The sequence below is a fragment of the Halolactibacillus halophilus genome (genome assembly GCF_900115605.1).
Lineage (GTDB): Bacteria > Bacillota > Bacilli > Bacillales > Amphibacillaceae > Halolactibacillus > Halolactibacillus halophilus.
Genome location: NZ_FOXC01000003.1, coordinates 1 through 16,751, shown reverse-complemented (window position 1 = coordinate 16,751; position 16,751 = coordinate 1). Strand labels below are relative to the sequence as shown.

Here is a 16,751-nt window from a genome sequence, read left to right as displayed (position 1 = left end):
GTTATGATTTCGTGGAGAAATAAGGGGGACCTTATTTTAAATAAAGAAAGATGGTAAAAAAACTAAAAGAATAGGTGTGGTTAAATTTATGAATCCAGTTTATAACTTTTCAGCAGGACCATCGACATTACCGAAAAGTGTACTGAAAAAAGCAGAGACAGAGTTATCCGACTATAAAAGCTCTGGCATGTCAGTTATGGAAATGAGTCACCGATCAAAATTATTTATGGATATTATCCAAGATGCAGAAAAAACATTACGTGAGTTAATGAATATTCCTGATAATTATACTGTCTTGTTCCTTCAAGGGGGTGCGTCAACGCAGTTTGCGATGGTCCCAATGAACTTGATGATCAAAAACAAGAAAGCTGATTACGTGATTACCGGTACGTGGTCACAAAAGGCATATGAAGAAGCAAAGAAATATGGTACGCCGCGTGTAATTGCCAATTCACATGGTGCCGACTTGTCACACATTCCAAAAGTAACCCGCGACATGATTGACCCAGAAGCGGATTATGTGCATATTACAACGAATAATACAATTGAAGGTACATGTTTTTATGAGTTGCCTGATACGGGTGATATTCCGATTGTCGCGGATATGTCATCAAACATTCTATCAGAGCTCATTGATGTGACGGATTATGGTTTAATTTATGCCGGTGCACAGAAAAATATCGGGCCCGCGGGTATGACTGTTATCATCATTCGTGACGATCTCATTGGCCATGCGTCTGAAAATGTACCAACAATGTTAGATTATCAAGTACACCAAAAAGCAAATTCAGTTTACAATACACCACCAACATTCCCAATCTACATGGCGAAACTTGTCTTTGATTGGATTAAAAATGATATCGGTGGCTTAGCTAAAATGGCGGAACTAAACGAGAAAAAAGCAAATCTTTTATATGATACGATTGATCATTCAGTATTATTTGAAGCAACGATCAAAGATCGTGACCGTTCTTGGATGAACGTACCGTTCATTTCAAAAACCGGTAATACTGAACTTGAAGCAAAATTTATTAAAGAAGCAGGCGAACGTGGTCTGGTCACACTAAAAGGTCACCGTTCTGTTGGAGGTATGCGCGCAAGTATTTATAATGCGATGCCAATGGAAGGTGTACAAGCCCTTGTAGATTTCATTAAAGAATTTGACGAAAATAATCAATAGGATTATAAAAGCGATCAGCCTAATTGAGGTTGATCGCTTTTTTATGTGGCTATTGTATTTTTTAAAGCTTTGCCTAACTTGCTTGTTCTATTAAAATTTCTTCAGGATGACGTTTGTATTTGATCGATAAGTAACCCATTGTCATTACCATATGAATGATAGTAAAGATACCAAGAACAAAAAGCATTTGGTAAGCATAAGCGAAGTCACCGCTAGAAATAATCGCTTTAAATGCTTGAACAGAATACGTCATTGGTAGAAGATGATGGATTGGCTGTAATACGTTTGGAATTAATTCAAGTGGAAACGTACCGGCACTTGTTGTCAGTTGCATGACGAGAATGATAATCGCAATAAACCGACCGACGTTGCCGAGCGTTGTTGCTAGAAATTGAATCAGCGTCATAAAGACAAGACTCGTAATCACCGTACCAACGATAAATAATGGTACACTTTTGACGTGTAAATCTAACACCGCTAACAAGACACCAGCGACAAGAAGTGCTTGAAGTGTACCGGCAATGGCAATGATTCCAAATTTACTTATAAACAATTGAATGCCTGAGGTTGGTGTTGAAGCGGGTGTTCTCATATTAAAAACAATCGTCATCAACAGTGCACCAACGAACAAGCCAAGTGAGATAAAGTATGGTGCAAAACCAGTCCCATAGTTAGGTACGGAATTCACAGCTTCTTTATTGACGAATACAGGTTCACCTATCATATTGTAAGTTGCTTGATTGGCATCAATACTAGATAATTGCTCTGCGCCTTCTGACAAAGCAGTGTGCAATTCATCTGATCCGCTTGTAAGCTGATCTGTACCTTCTGAGAGGTCTGTTGCTCCTTCATACAATTGCTCAGCACCTGTTGTTAACGAATCTGTCCCAGTAGTTAATTCTGTAAGGCCAGTTGTAAGTGCTGTTGCGCCATCGGCCAGTTCGATTGTTCCATTATTTAAGCTGGATATTTTGTCGTTTAATATATTGAAATTATTCACAAATGCCACTTGGCCTTGGTGTAAATCTTTCGTTCCAGCGTGTAAGGTTGTGGCACCGTCGCTTAATCGATTTAAACCACTATTTAATGTCCGTTCACCTTCAAGTAACTGATCAGCACCCACAATAAATTGATCAAACGTTGGTGCCGTTGCTGTTTTAATTGCTTCAATAAGTGTTGTTTCGGTATCTGTCATTGCTTTAGTGACACCTTTTTGATATTGCTCAAATCCTTCATCTATTTGAGTTGTCATCGTTTGGATGCTGCCATCAATATAGTCACTCACATATGGTGTTAACTGTTCAAGTAGTGATGTGGTTAATGTTTCTTGTGACGGCATATTACTCTCTAATGATGCAAGCAGTTGATTGATTGTATCGCTTGACATGTTCGCATCAACTAAAACTTGTTCTAATGTTTTCTGCTGCTTTTGTTGTGCCACCATCATGTCTTTGGCTACAGCATTTGCTAGAGAGGACGTTAGTTCCGTTTTCACTCGGTCGTCAACAGTGGATGATAACTGCTGATCAATGGTTGTGTTTAGCTGTTCTAAGCCAGATACGGGACTAAGTTCAGAGGTAATCGCTGCTGCTAGTTGTTCAGGCAGTTTGTTTTTTGCTTGAACTAATCCTTGTTTTAATGTTTCTGTGCCTGTCATTAACGTCGGGAGTGCATCTGATGCTTCACTTATACCTTTATCAAGCGCCTCTGTTCCATCTGACACTTCAGTAGTAGCTTCTTTTATTGTCTTTGAACCAGCTAATAAAGTGGCACTCCCAGCTGATAATTGCTCGGCGCCATTTGATAATGTAGCTGTTCCTTGTTTAAGGTCATTGGCACCAATGGCTAGTGTACTTACCCCGTCTTTAAAGGTAACGGACGTTGAAGCAAGTGTTTTTAAATGGTCCCGCAATACCTTTGCGCCTGAATCTACTTGCTTTGCGCCATTTTGAAGGGCATCACTTCCTTCTTCAGCCTTAACCAAACCATCGCCCGCATCATTGATTACTTGAAACATCGTCTCGGCGTAAGTGGCTGAGACTTGTTTTGCCATTTGTCCTTTAATTTCTTGCATGGCGGTTTCACCGATTTGTGCTGAAAGAAAGTTATGACTTTCATTTGGTATATAGTTTAAGATAAGTGGTTCGGGTGTGTCGTTTAATAACGTAGTGGCGTGTTGTGAAAAATCTTTAGGGATTTCAATTAACATATAATACTCGCGTGCCTCCAAAGCACTTTGGGCTGTTTCGCCATCTATGAAATGCAAATCGAACGGTTTTTCTTCTTTCAGCTGATTGATTAATTCATCACCTAAATGGAGTGCTGTCCCCTCAAAAGTTGCGCCTTCATCTAGATTGACAACAGCGACGGGTAAAGATTCCATTTGATCATAAGGGTCCCAAAATGACCAAAGGAACATGCCACTATACAGAAGTGGGACTAGAATGACGGCGATAATAGGGATAATGATTTTTTTGTTTTTTACGATGTGTTTTAATTCGCTTAAAAAAGCTGAATGTTTCATCTAATGTACCTCCTATGTGAACGTTTGACCATTTTGATCATTTGGTCATTTTATTTCAAAAAGAATAACCGATGCATGTCGGTCTTCTTTGAATTTTAGCTCGTTTATGATGGTGTTAAACCGTCAAGCACATACAATTTAAGTAGAGCTGAAATTTCATCCTTATCTAATGGTTTATGTTGTTCATCCCAGTCAAAAATAAGTGCCACGTAAAGTTTCAACATAATAAAGGCGGTAAGTTCAGTATGGCAAGGCTTAATTTCGCCTTCATCAATGCCTTTTTGAATAATTGTTTTTAAATAATCGATAATCATTTGTTCGATGGACTGAATCACTTCTTTGACTGCGGGTGTGCCTAATTCTTTTTCTTCTTGTAGTAATTTAATCATTAGTTGGTGATCGGTTCGATATTCTAATAATTTAAATAAGGCCCGGTCAGCTTTTTCGTGAAAAGTTAAGTCATCATTAATGATAGCATCAACAGCTGCCTTCATTTCTTGGATAAGCAGTGAAATGATTTGATGAAACAGTTGCTCTTTATTTTTGTAAAAAGTATATATGGTCCCTTTTCCTACATTGGCGATTTTAGCAATCTGATCAATCGTCGTTGCTTTATAACCAAATAATGAAAAAGAGTGTGTAGCTGCTTCTAATATTTGTTGTTTTCGATCGATAGTTACAATCATCAACCCCTCCTAATTGACCAAATGAATAAAACGGTCATAAGTTCAATATAGATATATTAACATATACTATGAAGTGCTACAAGTGAAAAAGAGCATTAAAGAGATTTAACCAAAAGGTTTATCGTTTTAGAGCATGTCTAAAATCCCTGGATAAACCTAAAGATATAGAGGCGAATAACCCGAGCAATCCTTGATTGCTCGGGCTAAGATTGTATTTTCACTTAAGGTTCAAAGCGCTTTGTTGATGAACGGTACTTAATCGCATAAGGGACAATCACCCGTTTAGCAGGCTCATCTTTTGTTTGGAGCTGTTCGATTAAACACTTGGCCCCTTGAATACCAAGTTTATAAATTTGAATATCGACCGTTGTAAGGGGTGGCCGAGTAATCTCAGATAAGTATAAGTTGTTAAAACTTGTGATAGATACATCCTCAGGACAATCAAGACCAAACTCTTCTAGCATATTAATAACGCCAAGACTCATCATATCATCACTGATCACCATCGCTGTGGGTGGGTTTTTAAGCTTTAATAGTTTTTCAACCGCTTTTTTACCACTTGACCGGTTAAATTCATCATTAATAATATAGTCTTCTCTCACTTTTATACCTGATTCAATCAGGGCTTGCTTGTAACCTTCAAATCGATCGGATGTCACAACAAGGTCAGTCGTTCCACCAATAAAGGCGATATTTTTATGACCGAAATCAATGAGATGTTTTGTTAATTCTTTGCTTGCGCTTACATTGTCATTATCGACGTATGTAATACTAGACTCATTTTCATAAGGTTTTCCTACAACAACAAATGGGAACTTCTCCTCGACTAAAAAGTCCATAATCGCATCATTCATCCGTGAATAAAGTAGAATAATCCCGTCAACACGATGGCCGTAGACCATGCGTTTGACTTCTTCGTATAATTGTTGGTCATTTCCACCGGTTGAGACGTATAACGAATACTCGGTGTCGTGAGCTACAGTACCCACGCCACGTAACACTTCAGGGAAGAATGGGTTTTGTAGGGCTGTTTCAGCTGAAGATGGCATGATGACCCCAATAGCTTTTGAAGAACGAACAGCTAAGTTTCTTGCGTTGACGTTTGGATGATAGCCTAATTCTTTCATGGCTTTTCTCACGCGTTTTTTCGTATCAGTACTAATGCGCGGGCTATCTGCGATCACGCGAGAGACCGTAGACGGCGCCACCCCTGCCTTTTTGGCAACATCTTTAATGGTTACCGCCATAGGTTTATGCCTCCTTAAAAAGCTATGAATTAAAAGCGTAACGGATAAATCCATTCACTTTTTTGTATGAATATTTCGTACAGAGAAAATCTGTGAAATCACATATGCAAACGGTTGATGAAAAAATGTGAAAGCGCGTACTTATATTATATCTGATTTCTGTTGTGATTTAAATAGCTTATTTAATTTAATTCATTTTCTTATAAAGGGCTTGACCATATAGGTGTAAGCGTTTATATTTAAAAGCGTATATTATGAATGCTATTAACATAAAAACAGGGGTAGGTAGACTTAAAAATGCAACCGCTTGCCCTAAGTGAGGAAAAGGGGCGAAACAATAGAATGGAAAAAGCAATGATTTTCCACCGAGCAATAAATGAATACGCTTACGGATATGATGATCAAACAATTCATCTTGTCTTGCAGACAAAACATAAAGATGCAGAGAAAGTCGAACTCATCTACGGCGATCCTTATGATTTTGAACAAAAAACATGGAACTATGTGACAGTTCCAGTTGAACGAACAGGTGAGACAACGACAGTTGATTATTATAAAGCGAAAGTAAAACCACCGAACAATCGGATGCGCTACGGCTTTAAATTGACCGGTTATAACGGTGAAGAAGTCTTTTATTTAGAACGAGGCACGTTCGCAGCGCCATCTAAAGAAATTGGCGATTATTTCTGTTTTCCGTATTTCCATCCGAATGATGAGTACCAGGCGCCGGATTGGGTGAAAGATACCGTTTGGTATCAAATTTTTCCTGAACGATTTAAAAACGGCGAACCTAGTATCTCGCCGCGTGATGCGGTCGCATGGGAGGAAGGCGTTGTCACACCAAAGAGCTATTATGGTGGTGACTTACAAGGTGTTATCGATGGCCTTGATTACTTAGAGGATTTAGGTATTAATGGGATTTACTTTACCCCAATTTTTAAATCACCAAGTAACCATAAGTATGACACGATTGATTACTATGAGATTGACCCACATTTCGGTGACAAAAAAACGTTTAAGCGGTTAGTGGAAGCCTGCCATAGTCGCGGCATTCGCGTGATGTTAGATGCTGTCTTTAATCATAGCGGTTATGAGTTTGAGCCGTTTCAAGATGTGCTAAAAAATGAACAAGCTTCTAAATATAAAGATTGGTTCCATATGCATGATTTTCCGGTTCAAACAGAACCGAAACCCAACTATGAAACATTTGGTTTTGTAAGTCGGATGCCAAAATTAAACACACAAAATAAAGAGGTGCAAAATTATTTACTCGATGTGAGTAAGTATTGGGTTGAAGTTTTTGATATTGACGGTTGGCGTTTAGATGTGGCGAATGAAGTTGATCACCGCTTTTGGCGTAAGTTTAGAGATGCTGTTAAAGGTGTGAAAGAAGATGTTTATATTGTCGGAGAAGTGTGGCATGATTCAATGAGTTGGTTGCGTGGTGATGAATTCGACGCGGTCATGAATTATCCACTTGTGGACAGTTTAATTCGTTATATTGAAGAACAGTCGATTGATAAGCAAACATTTAAAGAACGAATTGTTCATCTTTTGCACATGTATCCACAACACGTAACGGAACACTTATTTAATATTCTTGCGAGTCATGACACCGCACGCTTAATTACTCAAACAGGTGATTCAATTGATAAAGCAAAACTCTTGTATCTGTTCCAATTCTCTTATCCTGGTTCACCTTGTATTTATTATGGTGATGAGATTGGCATGGTTGGCGGAGAAGAGCCTGAAAGTCGTGGCTGTATGATTTGGGATAAAGAAAGACAAGATTTAGAGTTAAGAACCTTTATTCAAACACTGATTCATTTAAGAAAAACCGAAACAGGCTTTTCAAATGAGGCAACGTTTACTTTTGTTGAGACGTCAGATGAGAGTTTAACGTATCAAAAAGAAACAACCAATGAACAGTTAATCTTTATTATCAATCCAACGGCCGAACCAATCCGCGTATCGGATTATAAGGGAGATCTGCTTCTTTATTCAACGGAGGACCAGATACTAAATGGTTATGGGTATTGTGTGATTAAACAAGAAAAATAATTTATAATAAATAGGCGGTTGAGCTATTCGACCGCCTATTCATATGGGTTAATATTGGGAAGCGTTTTTAACTATACAAGCGTACAAAACTAACGATCAGTACGAGTATTAATAATAAAATAAAACTTCGAATATCAATAATAGGGATGCGTTTCATTTATATCACTCCGTTCACCGTATTGAAAATATTATAACATATAATTCCGATAAAGTTAATGCGGATTAAAAATTTAGTGTGTTTGACTATCTAAAAAGAAAGTAGGAAGCAATAAGGTTAGAGTGAGACAGTTTTAATAGAAAAGCCCATAAAAAGAAACCCAACCACGTAAATGGTTGGGTTCTTTATATAGATGTTTAAAGAGTGGATGAATTAAATGACGCCTTGTGCGATCATCGCATCGGCAACTTTTAAGAAACCAGCAATGTTGGCACCGACAACAAGGTTACCAGGTTCGCCATACTTCTCAGCAGCATCTATACTGTTTTTATAGATGTTCACCATAATCTCATGAAGTTTTTCATCAACTTCTTCAAATTTCCACGTGATACGGGCAGAGTTTTGCGCCATTTCTAAGGCGGATACAGCCACACCACCAGCATTTACAGCTTTACCAGGTCCAAAGAGTACGTTGTTCTTTTGGAAGATGTCAACTGCTTCAAGTGTTGAAGGCATATTAGCTCCTTCAGCAACTGCTTTTACGCCATTATCGACAAGTGTTTGGGCACTTGATTCATCGAGTTCGTTTTGAGTCGCACATGGAAGTGCAACGTCACATTTTATACGCCATATATTTTCGAATCCTTCGTGGTATTCAGCGTTTGGATGTTCTTTTACATATTCTTTAATACGCTTGCGTTCAACTTCTTTTAGACGTTTCACAGTATCTAAGTTGATGCCGTCTTTGTCATAGACATAACCATTTGAATCTGAACAGGCAACGACTTTAGCGCCGAGTTCAGTTGCTTTTTGCATCGCATACGTTGATACGTTACCAGAACCAGAAACAACAACGGTTTTGCCGTCGAATGAATCATTTTGGCCTTTTAACATTTCTTGTGCGAAGTATACCGTACCGAAACCAGTTGCTTCTGTACGTGCTAAACTACCGCCAAAGCCAACTTGTTTACCTGTTAAGACGCCAGCTTCATAACCACCACGCATTTTCTTGTACTGACCAAATAAGAAACCAATCTCACGAGCACCTACACCGATATCACCGGCAGGAGCGTCTGTGTCTGGTCCGATATATTTTGATAACTCGCTCATAAAGCTTTGACAGAAACGCATAATCTCGTTATCTGACTTTCCTTTAGGGTCGAAGTCTGCCCCACCTTTACCACCACCGATTGGTTGGCCAGTTAATGAGTTTTTAAAGATTTGTTCAAAACCTAAGAATTTAATGATACTTGCGTTTACTGATGGGTGGAAACGAAGCCCACCTTTATACGGTCCAATTGCACTGTTGAACTGGACACGGAAACCACGATTGACATGAACTTTACCACTGTCATCTGTCCAAGGAACGCGGAACTGAATGATACGCTCTGGCTCAATCATACGCTCCAAAATAGAATGGTCGATATATTTAGGGTCTTGTTCAAAGACAGGAACAAGTGAATCTAAAATTTCTTTAACTGCTTGTTGGAACTCAGTTTCTCCTGGGTTGCGTTTTTTTACTGTTTCGAATACGTCATTAACATAATTTAATGCGCGATCTTTTGACATACAATAATTCCTCCTGTTAATTTACTGTTTTTCTCTCTGTAAAATCAAAATAAATTGACTGATAATTTTGAACTTGATATATTTTTAATTCTACCGTTTATTTATACCCCGAAACAATACGCATCTAACATCAAATTAATCTATATTTTAGATTGATTAATCATTTATTTGCACATTTAGGGTTTAATTAATGCTCTTTTATGTAGTTATAACCGCCTGCATTATTAGAAAGACGAAACAATCAGGCATGTTGAGGAAAATGTTTAACTGCACCGTAGAAAAGGAAAAAATAAATAGCAGGAAAAAGACATGAAGATGACGTTCGAACAATAACTGCTAATATAGATATTTAAATATGAAAGAAGGTGCTTATATGAGTAGGCAATGGTTTAGCTTAGATTTGGACGCAATCGAAAAACAATTAGAAACCGACCGTGAAGAAGGGTTAGTCCAACGTGAAGTCACAGAAAAGCGTGAGTATTATGGAAAGAATAAACTACCTGAACAAGAAAAGACACCTGAGTGGTTAAAATTTATTAAACACTTCCACGATGTCTTAATTTATATTTTACTCGTGGCAGCGGTGGTGACGTTTATCCTAGGCCACTATATTGATACAATTGTAATTATTCTTGTCGCTGTCATCAATGCCTTAATTGGTTATATTCAAGAAGGAAAAGCAGAAAAAGCCCTCGACGGGATCAAAAACATGTTGTCGCTACATGCGACCGTTGTTCGCGAGAGAAAACGCCATGATATCGAAGCGGAAGACCTTGTTCCGGGTGATGTTGTTTTAGTTAAAGCAGGTGATAAAGTGCCGGCGGATATCCGTCTCGTGGAAGCTGATCACCTAAAGGCAGAAGAAGCATCTCTAACCGGGGAGTCAACGTCTGTTAAAAAAGAAACAATGGTATTAGATGATGAGGCGGTACTAGGCGACCGGGTTAATATGTTGTTTTCCGGGACGTCGCTCTCACAAGGAACTGGACGAGGAATCGTTGTTGCTACGGGTGAAAATACAGAGATTGGTCAAATCAATCAATCGATGCAAGACGTTGAGGAGATTAAAACGCCTCTCCTTAAACAAACGAATGATTTCGGTAAGTTGATTTCGGTTGTCATTGTCATCCTCGCGGTAGTTCTCTTCGGATTTGGTCTTGTATTTCATCAATATGACTGGCAAGAGCTCTTGCTATCTGTGATTGGCTTAATGGTGGCGGCTATTCCGGAAGGCTTACCCGCTATTTTATCGATTATTTTAGCGTTAGGTGTCCAATCGATGGCAGATAATAAGGCAATTATGCGCACGCTCCCGTCTGTTGAAACACTCGGGGCAGTGACGGTGATTTGTTCAGATAAAACGGGCACACTTACAAAAAATGAGATGACGGTTACGACCGTCGTGACAGAAGATAACCAGTTTGATGTATCTGGCACAGGATATGAACCTACGGGTGAATTGCGCCATAAAGATGCGAAGATCGCCGTAGCTGACTACCCTGCACTGTTAAGTTTTCTAACGGCGGTTAAAACGGTAAACGAGTCAGATGTGATTGAAAAAGATAACCAGTGGATTGTCCAGGGGGAACCGACCGAAGGTTGCCTTGTGACATTGGCAGATAAAGCTGACCAACATATTAAGAAACTCACAATGCAGTCAAAGATTCCATTTGATTCCTCTTATAAATATATGGCGGCACTCGTCGAAGAAGAAGGGGAAAAGAAGATTTACTTAAAAGGTGCGCCTGATCGGGTATTTGATATGGCTGGTTTAAAAGAAGGCTCAGACGAACGTAATTACTGGGAACAACAAATGAAAGAGCGGACGGCTCGAGGAGAGCGGGTGATTGCAGCGGCAGTAAAAGTGGTCAATAAGGAAACAGAAGCCATTGGTCATGAGAATGTCACTGAAGGAATGACATTACTTGGTCTTGCGGGGATTATTGATCCGCCCCGTGAAGAAGCAATTGAAGCAATTAAAGCATGTAAACAAGCAGGGATCACCGTTAAGATGATTACTGGTGACCATAAAGACACCGCACTTGCAATTGCTAAACAGATGGACTTAACCGGTCGTGATGTAGTTGTTGAAGGTCGTGACCTTGATGCGATGACGGATGAAGAAAGATGTGAGATTGTCAGGCAAGTCGATGTCTTTGCTCGAACGAGTCCTAAAAATAAATTACAACTCGTTGAAGCACTCCAAACAAACGGTGAAATTAGTGCGATGACCGGAGACGGGGTCAATGATGCACCAGCACTGAAGCGCGCCGATATTGGCGTCGCGATGGGGATTAAAGGGACAGAGGTCGCTAAAGAAGCATCAGAAATGGTCCTTGTCGATGATAATTTTAAAACGATTGTTAACGCCGTAAAGGAAGGCCGGCGTGTGTATGATAACTTAAAGAAAACCATTTTATTTATTTTACCGACCAACGGCGCCGAAGCTTTTCTTGTGATGGCGGCCTTACTGTTAGGGATTACCATGCCGCTCTCAGCGGTACAAATTCTTTATGTAAATATGGTGACAGCCGTGACCGTCGCCTTAGCATTGGCCTTTGAACCGATTGAACGGGGAACAATGGAAAAACCGCCGAGAAAGTCAACTGAACGTTTACTGAGCCCTTATTACATGTTCCGGATTGTGTTTGTGGCACTATTAATTGGTGGGTCGATCTTGTTACTTTATCCGCACTGGATTGAACAATACGGCCAAGAAAATGTTAGTACGATTACGTTACATGCGCTCGTCTTTGCTCAACTGTTTCATATGTTTAATGTACGAAATGAACGACACATTAGTATAAACAAAGACTTCTTTAAAAATAAAGCAGCCTTTATTGTGTCCGCTATCTTGATTATCGTCCAACTACTGGTGACATATGTACCATTTATGCAAGTGGCGCTCGACTTGCGCCCCATCTCAGTTCAAGAGTGGTTCTATCCGGTGATAATTGGCCTTGGCGTCTTTGTTATCGTTGAAATTGAAAAGCTATTGACTCACCGCGTATTTAAGCGGCAGTAGCAAAAGTAATGAATTAGATATTCTGGTATTAAGGGTATATTTGTATCATTGATTTTAATATGACAAAAAGGAGTGGATCAACGTGACTTATGTATATGTTGGACTAGGTATTATTTTAGTAGGGTCAAGTATTTGGGGGTGGACTGCAAGATATAAGTGGGCCGAAGAACAGGCCAATAAACTAAAAGACTAACTTTACGCTTTATCGTAGATAGGTAAGTGAAGTTTGAATTAATAGAAAAGGCGCTAAACCAGATGGTTTAGCGCTTTTTTTGTTACAGTGAATCGAGAATCAAACGGAAAAAGTCGTCTTCATCGTCATCATCATCATCATCGAACGCATCAGCCATGTCCTTGAAAATAGAGAAGAAGATATGCCCAAGTGGAGTAACTGTGATCGCTGATAGTTCTTTAAAAGTTACCGTGTTTACCGGGCTGAAATAATGATAATCAAGCTTCAACAAACCGAATGGTTCAAAGGCAGGTAAAACGTCTAAAAAGAAGCTATCCAAAGTCGGGCGTAGATGAGATGTGTAGCCAAAGAGTGGTTTGAACAATGGCTGGTCCGCTGTGATTGCTTCGCCTGGTGGGAACGTACTCAGTATCTCAGCAAAGTTATTCCGGTCTACTTGGAGTGCGTCAAGCAGATGCTTACCATTGTGATCATCTAATAATCGCCAGTCAACACCATGCCAGAAGACTTCCATTACATAAGCCACTTGTGCTTCTATTTCAGCATTCAAGTAGTCAGTGACGAAATCGGTCGGAATTAAGTTATTCCCATCAATAATGAAAAAATCACCGGCCTCCGCAAATGTATACAACAGGTGGAAACAAGGAATATCTCGCTGGTTTAAGGTTGGCTTTTTGAAAAAATTGAAGTCGTTCATATCATCAAAGTCTTTCCAAAAGGCACGCGTTAAATGCTGGGTACCATTGGTAACTTTGTGACGTTGTTTTTGACTGAGCACATTAAGAAAAGCATTAAACATATCAAAAAAGGGTGGTTGGTCAAATTCAATTGTTTTTAACGGGGCCACAAGTAAGTCGTCGACATCAAGCGCGCTTGCTGCTTCATGATTATTCTTATGATTCATTGTTGGCTGATGATAAAGATGTGGATCATTTTTAAACGTCCAGTCGAGAAAATCACGTGTTGTTTGAAATGTATCAAACCGGTGCATAAAGAATGCTTTCTCTTTACATAAGTCTTTAATAGCTGTTTTTTCTTCTGATGAGATCCAGTTGTGATTACTAAGTGTATTGGCGAGCTTTTTAAACGTCGCCAAATACGGACCAACATCACTTTTGGCGCTGAATAAGTATTTTCTAATGTAGTAGTCGCCTAGAAAGGATAAGATCAATACATCATAATAGTGGGGCGGTTCCATTTGATCATCTTCGATAAACTCATAAAAATTCTCTGCGTTAATCATATGCTTATCAATCGTTTTCGTTGTTAACTTTTTTGCTTCCAAGTCCCGCCTAAAAGCATCCAGTATTGTAGCTGTAGAAATATATTCTTCCGTCATCGTTGATCTCCTTTGAAGTTATATTATAATTATTACGTCCATTTTTAATCGTTAAATGATTATTTAACTAGTATAACAAAGGCAAGAAGAATTATGTATCTCTTTTGAGTAGTAGGTGGACTGAAAAAAGCAATCGGCTACTGGTATTGATGCGATTTCGCTCGCATTAAATGAGATGTCCGACCGAAGTAAAAAACTCTTATCTAAGGTTGAGGAAATCGCCACTATTTCTGAACAATCAGCAGCTGGTGTTGAAGAAACCTCTGCTTCTAGTCAAGAAGTGAGTGGGTCAATGAATAATATAACAGCAGGTGCCACGGCGTTATCAGCTTTAGTTGTCCAAATGAAGCGGATTGTTGAACAGTTTAAGTTGTAATAATACTTGTTGCTTCTATCGAAAAGGTGATTGAGCAGATGCTTACTCACCTTTTTTAAATTTTTAGGTAGGTTTCTTTAGCCATATAGCTGTGAGATAAGTTATACTAGAAAGATAAGACAGAAAAAGAGGTAGGATTTAAATATGGATACAGATCAATTAGCAACATCTGAACAAGCAGAAATAACATCTGATGACCAGGCGAATACTGTCGTTAGAATTGAACAAGAAGGTAAAACCTACATACTGATTGGAACAGCCCACGTGTCTAAAACGAGTGCGGATGAAGTAAAAGCAGTTATTGAACGCGAACAACCAGATGCGGTATGTATTGAATTAGATGAACAACGCTATCAATCGATGATGGACAGCGATAAGTGGAAGAAGATGGACATCTTTAAGGTTATTAAAGATAAGAAAGCTACACTATTGTTAATGAATTTAGCAATTTCCTCTTTCCAAAAGCGGATGGCTAAGCAATTTAATATTGAGGCGGGTCAAGAGATGATGCAGGGCATTAAGTCGGCTGAAGACGTTGGCGCAGAACTTGTCCTTGCGGACCGTAATATCCAAATCACCTTCTCACGTATTTGGGGTAATGTTGGAACAAAGGGAAAGTTCATGTTACTGACACAAGTGATGGCTGGTATTTTTTCTAATGAATCTATCACAGAAGAAGAGTTAGAAAAGATGAAAAGTCAAGATGCAATTGGTGCGATTCTTGATGAGTTTACCGAACATTTTCCGCGCCTAAAAACGCCGCTTATCGATGAACGAGATCAATACTTAGCCGAAAAAATTAAACGGGCGAAAGGCGACAAGGTTGTCGCAGTCTTAGGTGCTGCCCACGTGCCAGGTATTACCGAAGAAATTAAAAAAGATCATGATTTAAAGCAGTTAAATAAAGTCCCTAAAAAATCAAAATGGCCTAAACGAATTGCCTGGGGTATTCCGGTTGGGATTGTTTTAATGATACTCGCAACATTTATTATGAATCCAGAGGCAGGAACCGATCAAGTAATGAGTTGGCTCATTTGGAACGGTCTCTTCTCAGCCCTTGGAACAGCGCTTGCTTTCGGACACCCGCTTGCTGTTCTCTCAGCACTGGTGGCCGCCCCGATTACATCACTCAATCCATTAATGGCCGCAGGTTGGGTCAGTGGACTTGTTCAAGCCTACGTGAAAAAACCGAAAGTGAGTGATTTCGAAGCGCTTAGTGATGATGTGTATACTGTGAAAGGTTTTTGGCAAAATAAAGTGACACGTATTTTGCTTGTGGTTATGTTAGCTAACTTAGGCTCAACACTCGGTACCATTATTGCAAGTACAGATGTCATTCGGCTATTTATTGAAAACATCTTTTAATAGCGATTGATAAACATGACAAAAAAAGTTCATAGTTATAAGAAAGGCAGCACCGACACACTAAAATGGACCCTAAAGAATGGACACTAAAAAAAGTCCCCTCTTTAGGGTCTGTTTTGTTATACTCAAATCAAATCACAATCAGTGGGCTTGAAGTGGCTTCTTCATGATAACCCAGTGTGTATTGACTATCAAAAGTCGCTGTCGCTTCTTCTTTTGACAGTCAATACACACTGGGTCACGATATTCGCCAACTTCATCAAGCCCGTTCCATACTTCATGCAGAAAGGGTGCTACTTATGGCGAAACGAACATTCACACATGAACAGATACAAACACTTGCATCTAATCCTTATGTCAAAAGAGTATCAGATAAAAGTATTACTTACACGGATGAGTTTAAACAACATTTTGTGTCAGAATCGCTCAACGGTTTAACAATGAAAGAAATCTTCTCTGAATCAGGATTTGATCCAGAGGTACTGGGCGATTACAGAATGAAATCATTCGCCAAGAAATGGCGAAATAAGTATCGTGAACATGGGGTGTCCGCTCTAAAAGATACGCGGGTTGAAAACTTAGGTCGCCCTAGAAAATCTGCCTTAACGCCGGAACAACAGATTGAGAAGTTACAATCGAAGATCACGCTTTTGGAAGAAGAGAATAATCTGTTAAAAAAATCAGAATGGAGCGAAAGGAGGCAAGAAAGAAGCGAACGTCCAAGTGATGTTTTCGAACGTATCCATCACATGAAAACAAATGGCTCCTATACAGGAACGATTGTTGATGCGTGTGATCTACTAGGTGTGTCGCGTTCTGGCTACTACAATTACCTCAACAGCGCTGATCAAAGAGAAGCGAATGAAACGATGGATCTCATGTGGAAAAAGCAAATTGAACAAGCTTATCATTACCGCAAATATGATAAAGGATATCGTGGCATCGTCATGTACTTCTATAACAAGTTAAAGATTATCGTTAATCGTAAAAAGGTTCAGAGACTTATGCGGAAATATTCAATTATTTGTC

At 39.3% G+C, this 16,751-nt stretch carries 11 protein-coding genes; 6 read left to right on the top strand and 5 right to left on the bottom strand.

The annotated features are described in order from the left end of the window. Nucleotides 1-88: 88 nt before the first annotated feature. The gene (gene serC / locus BM098_RS02210) at nucleotides 89-1,180 is read left to right on the top strand and encodes a 3-phosphoserine/phosphohydroxythreonine transaminase (protein ID WP_089829961.1); all 1,092 of its coding nucleotides are present in this window, start codon (nucleotides 89-91) and stop codon (nucleotides 1,178-1,180) included. A 73-nt stretch (nucleotides 1,181-1,253) separates the two neighbouring features. Here serC and BM098_RS02205 read toward each other — a convergent pair whose 3' ends face one another. The 3 genes from BM098_RS02205 to BM098_RS02195 all read right to left on the bottom strand — a co-directional run bounded on the left by BM098_RS02205 (nucleotide 1,254) and on the right by BM098_RS02195 (nucleotide 5,637). Then, nucleotides 1,254-3,704, bottom strand: a complete 2,451-nt coding sequence (locus BM098_RS02205; RefSeq protein ID WP_089829959.1) for a YhgE/Pip domain-containing protein — start codon at nucleotides 3,702-3,704, stop codon at nucleotides 1,254-1,256. Between the two features lie 104 nt (nucleotides 3,705-3,808). Continuing rightward, nucleotides 3,809-4,390: a TetR/AcrR family transcriptional regulator gene (locus BM098_RS02200; RefSeq protein ID WP_089829957.1), complete on the bottom strand. Its 582-nt coding sequence runs from the start codon at nucleotides 4,388-4,390 to the stop codon at nucleotides 3,809-3,811. Nucleotides 4,391-4,611: 221 nt separating this feature from the next. After that, nucleotides 4,612-5,637 (bottom strand): LacI family DNA-binding transcriptional regulator, encoded by a 1,026-nt coding sequence (locus tag BM098_RS02195; protein WP_089829954.1) that lies wholly within the window; start codon nucleotides 5,635-5,637, stop codon nucleotides 4,612-4,614. A 342-nt stretch (nucleotides 5,638-5,979) separates the two neighbouring features. Between BM098_RS02195 and BM098_RS02190 the strand changes: the two genes are divergently transcribed. After that, the gene (locus BM098_RS02190) at nucleotides 5,980-7,698 is read left to right on the top strand and encodes a glycoside hydrolase family 13 protein (RefSeq protein WP_159430085.1); all 1,719 of its coding nucleotides are present in this window, start codon (nucleotides 5,980-5,982) and stop codon (nucleotides 7,696-7,698) included. A gap of 370 nt (nucleotides 7,699-8,068) precedes the next feature. Here BM098_RS02190 and gdhA read toward each other — a convergent pair whose 3' ends face one another. Further along, complete coding sequence (gdhA, locus tag BM098_RS02185) at nucleotides 8,069-9,424, bottom strand: NADP-specific glutamate dehydrogenase (RefSeq protein WP_089829949.1); 1,356 nt, start codon at nucleotides 9,422-9,424, stop codon at nucleotides 8,069-8,071. A gap of 373 nt (nucleotides 9,425-9,797) precedes the next feature. On the opposite strand from gdhA, the gene BM098_RS02180 reads away from it, so the two are divergent. Then, entirely contained in the window at nucleotides 9,798-12,449 is a 2,652-nt protein-coding gene (locus BM098_RS02180; RefSeq protein WP_089829947.1) for an HAD-IC family P-type ATPase, read from the top strand. Between the two features lie 275 nt (nucleotides 12,450-12,724). Here the strand turns inward: BM098_RS02180 and BM098_RS02175 are convergent, their stop codons facing one another. Then, complete coding sequence (locus tag BM098_RS02175; RefSeq protein WP_089829945.1) at nucleotides 12,725-13,981, bottom strand: hypothetical protein; 1,257 nt, start codon at nucleotides 13,979-13,981, stop codon at nucleotides 12,725-12,727. 175 nt (nucleotides 13,982-14,156) lie between these two features. Between BM098_RS02175 and BM098_RS02170 the strand changes: the two genes are divergently transcribed. From BM098_RS02170 to BM098_RS02160, 3 genes are all read left to right on the top strand, one after another. Further along, a complete protein-coding gene (locus BM098_RS02170; RefSeq protein ID WP_089829943.1) occupies nucleotides 14,157-14,357 on the top strand; it encodes a hypothetical protein in 201 nt (66 codons plus the stop codon). Between the two features lie 144 nt (nucleotides 14,358-14,501). Beyond that, entirely contained in the window at nucleotides 14,502-15,722 is a 1,221-nt protein-coding gene (locus BM098_RS02165) for a TraB/GumN family protein (protein ID WP_089829941.1), read from the top strand. Nucleotides 15,723-16,021: 299 nt separating this feature from the next. Further along, nucleotides 16,022-16,751: HTH domain-containing protein (locus tag BM098_RS02160; RefSeq protein WP_143423363.1), on the top strand; the 730-nt coding region annotated here is incomplete at its 3' end.

Coding starts and splice junctions, on each gene's coding strand:
- BM098_RS02200 (WP_089829957.1), bottom strand. CDS start 4,390: ATGATTGTAACTATCGATCGAAAACAACAAATATTAGAAGCAGCTACA.
- BM098_RS02180 (WP_089829947.1), top strand. CDS start 9,798: ATGAGTAGGCAATGGTTTAGCTTAGATTTGGACGCAATCGAAAAACAA.
- serC (WP_089829961.1), top strand. CDS start 89: ATGAATCCAGTTTATAACTTTTCAGCAGGACCATCGACATTACCGAAA.
- BM098_RS02190 (WP_159430085.1), top strand. CDS start 5,980: ATGGAAAAAGCAATGATTTTCCACCGAGCAATAAATGAATACGCTTAC.
- gdhA (WP_089829949.1), bottom strand. CDS start 9,424: ATGTCAAAAGATCGCGCATTAAATTATGTTAATGACGTATTCGAAACA.
- BM098_RS02195 (WP_089829954.1), bottom strand. CDS start 5,637: ATGGCGGTAACCATTAAAGATGTTGCCAAAAAGGCAGGGGTGGCGCCG.
- BM098_RS02170 (WP_089829943.1), top strand. CDS start 14,157: ATGTCCGACCGAAGTAAAAAACTCTTATCTAAGGTTGAGGAAATCGCC.
- BM098_RS02165 (WP_089829941.1), top strand. CDS start 14,502: ATGGATACAGATCAATTAGCAACATCTGAACAAGCAGAAATAACATCT.
- BM098_RS02205 (WP_089829959.1), bottom strand. CDS start 3,704: ATGAAACATTCAGCTTTTTTAAGCGAATTAAAACACATCGTAAAAAAC.
- BM098_RS02175 (WP_089829945.1), bottom strand. CDS start 13,981: ATGACGGAAGAATATATTTCTACAGCTACAATACTGGATGCTTTTAGG.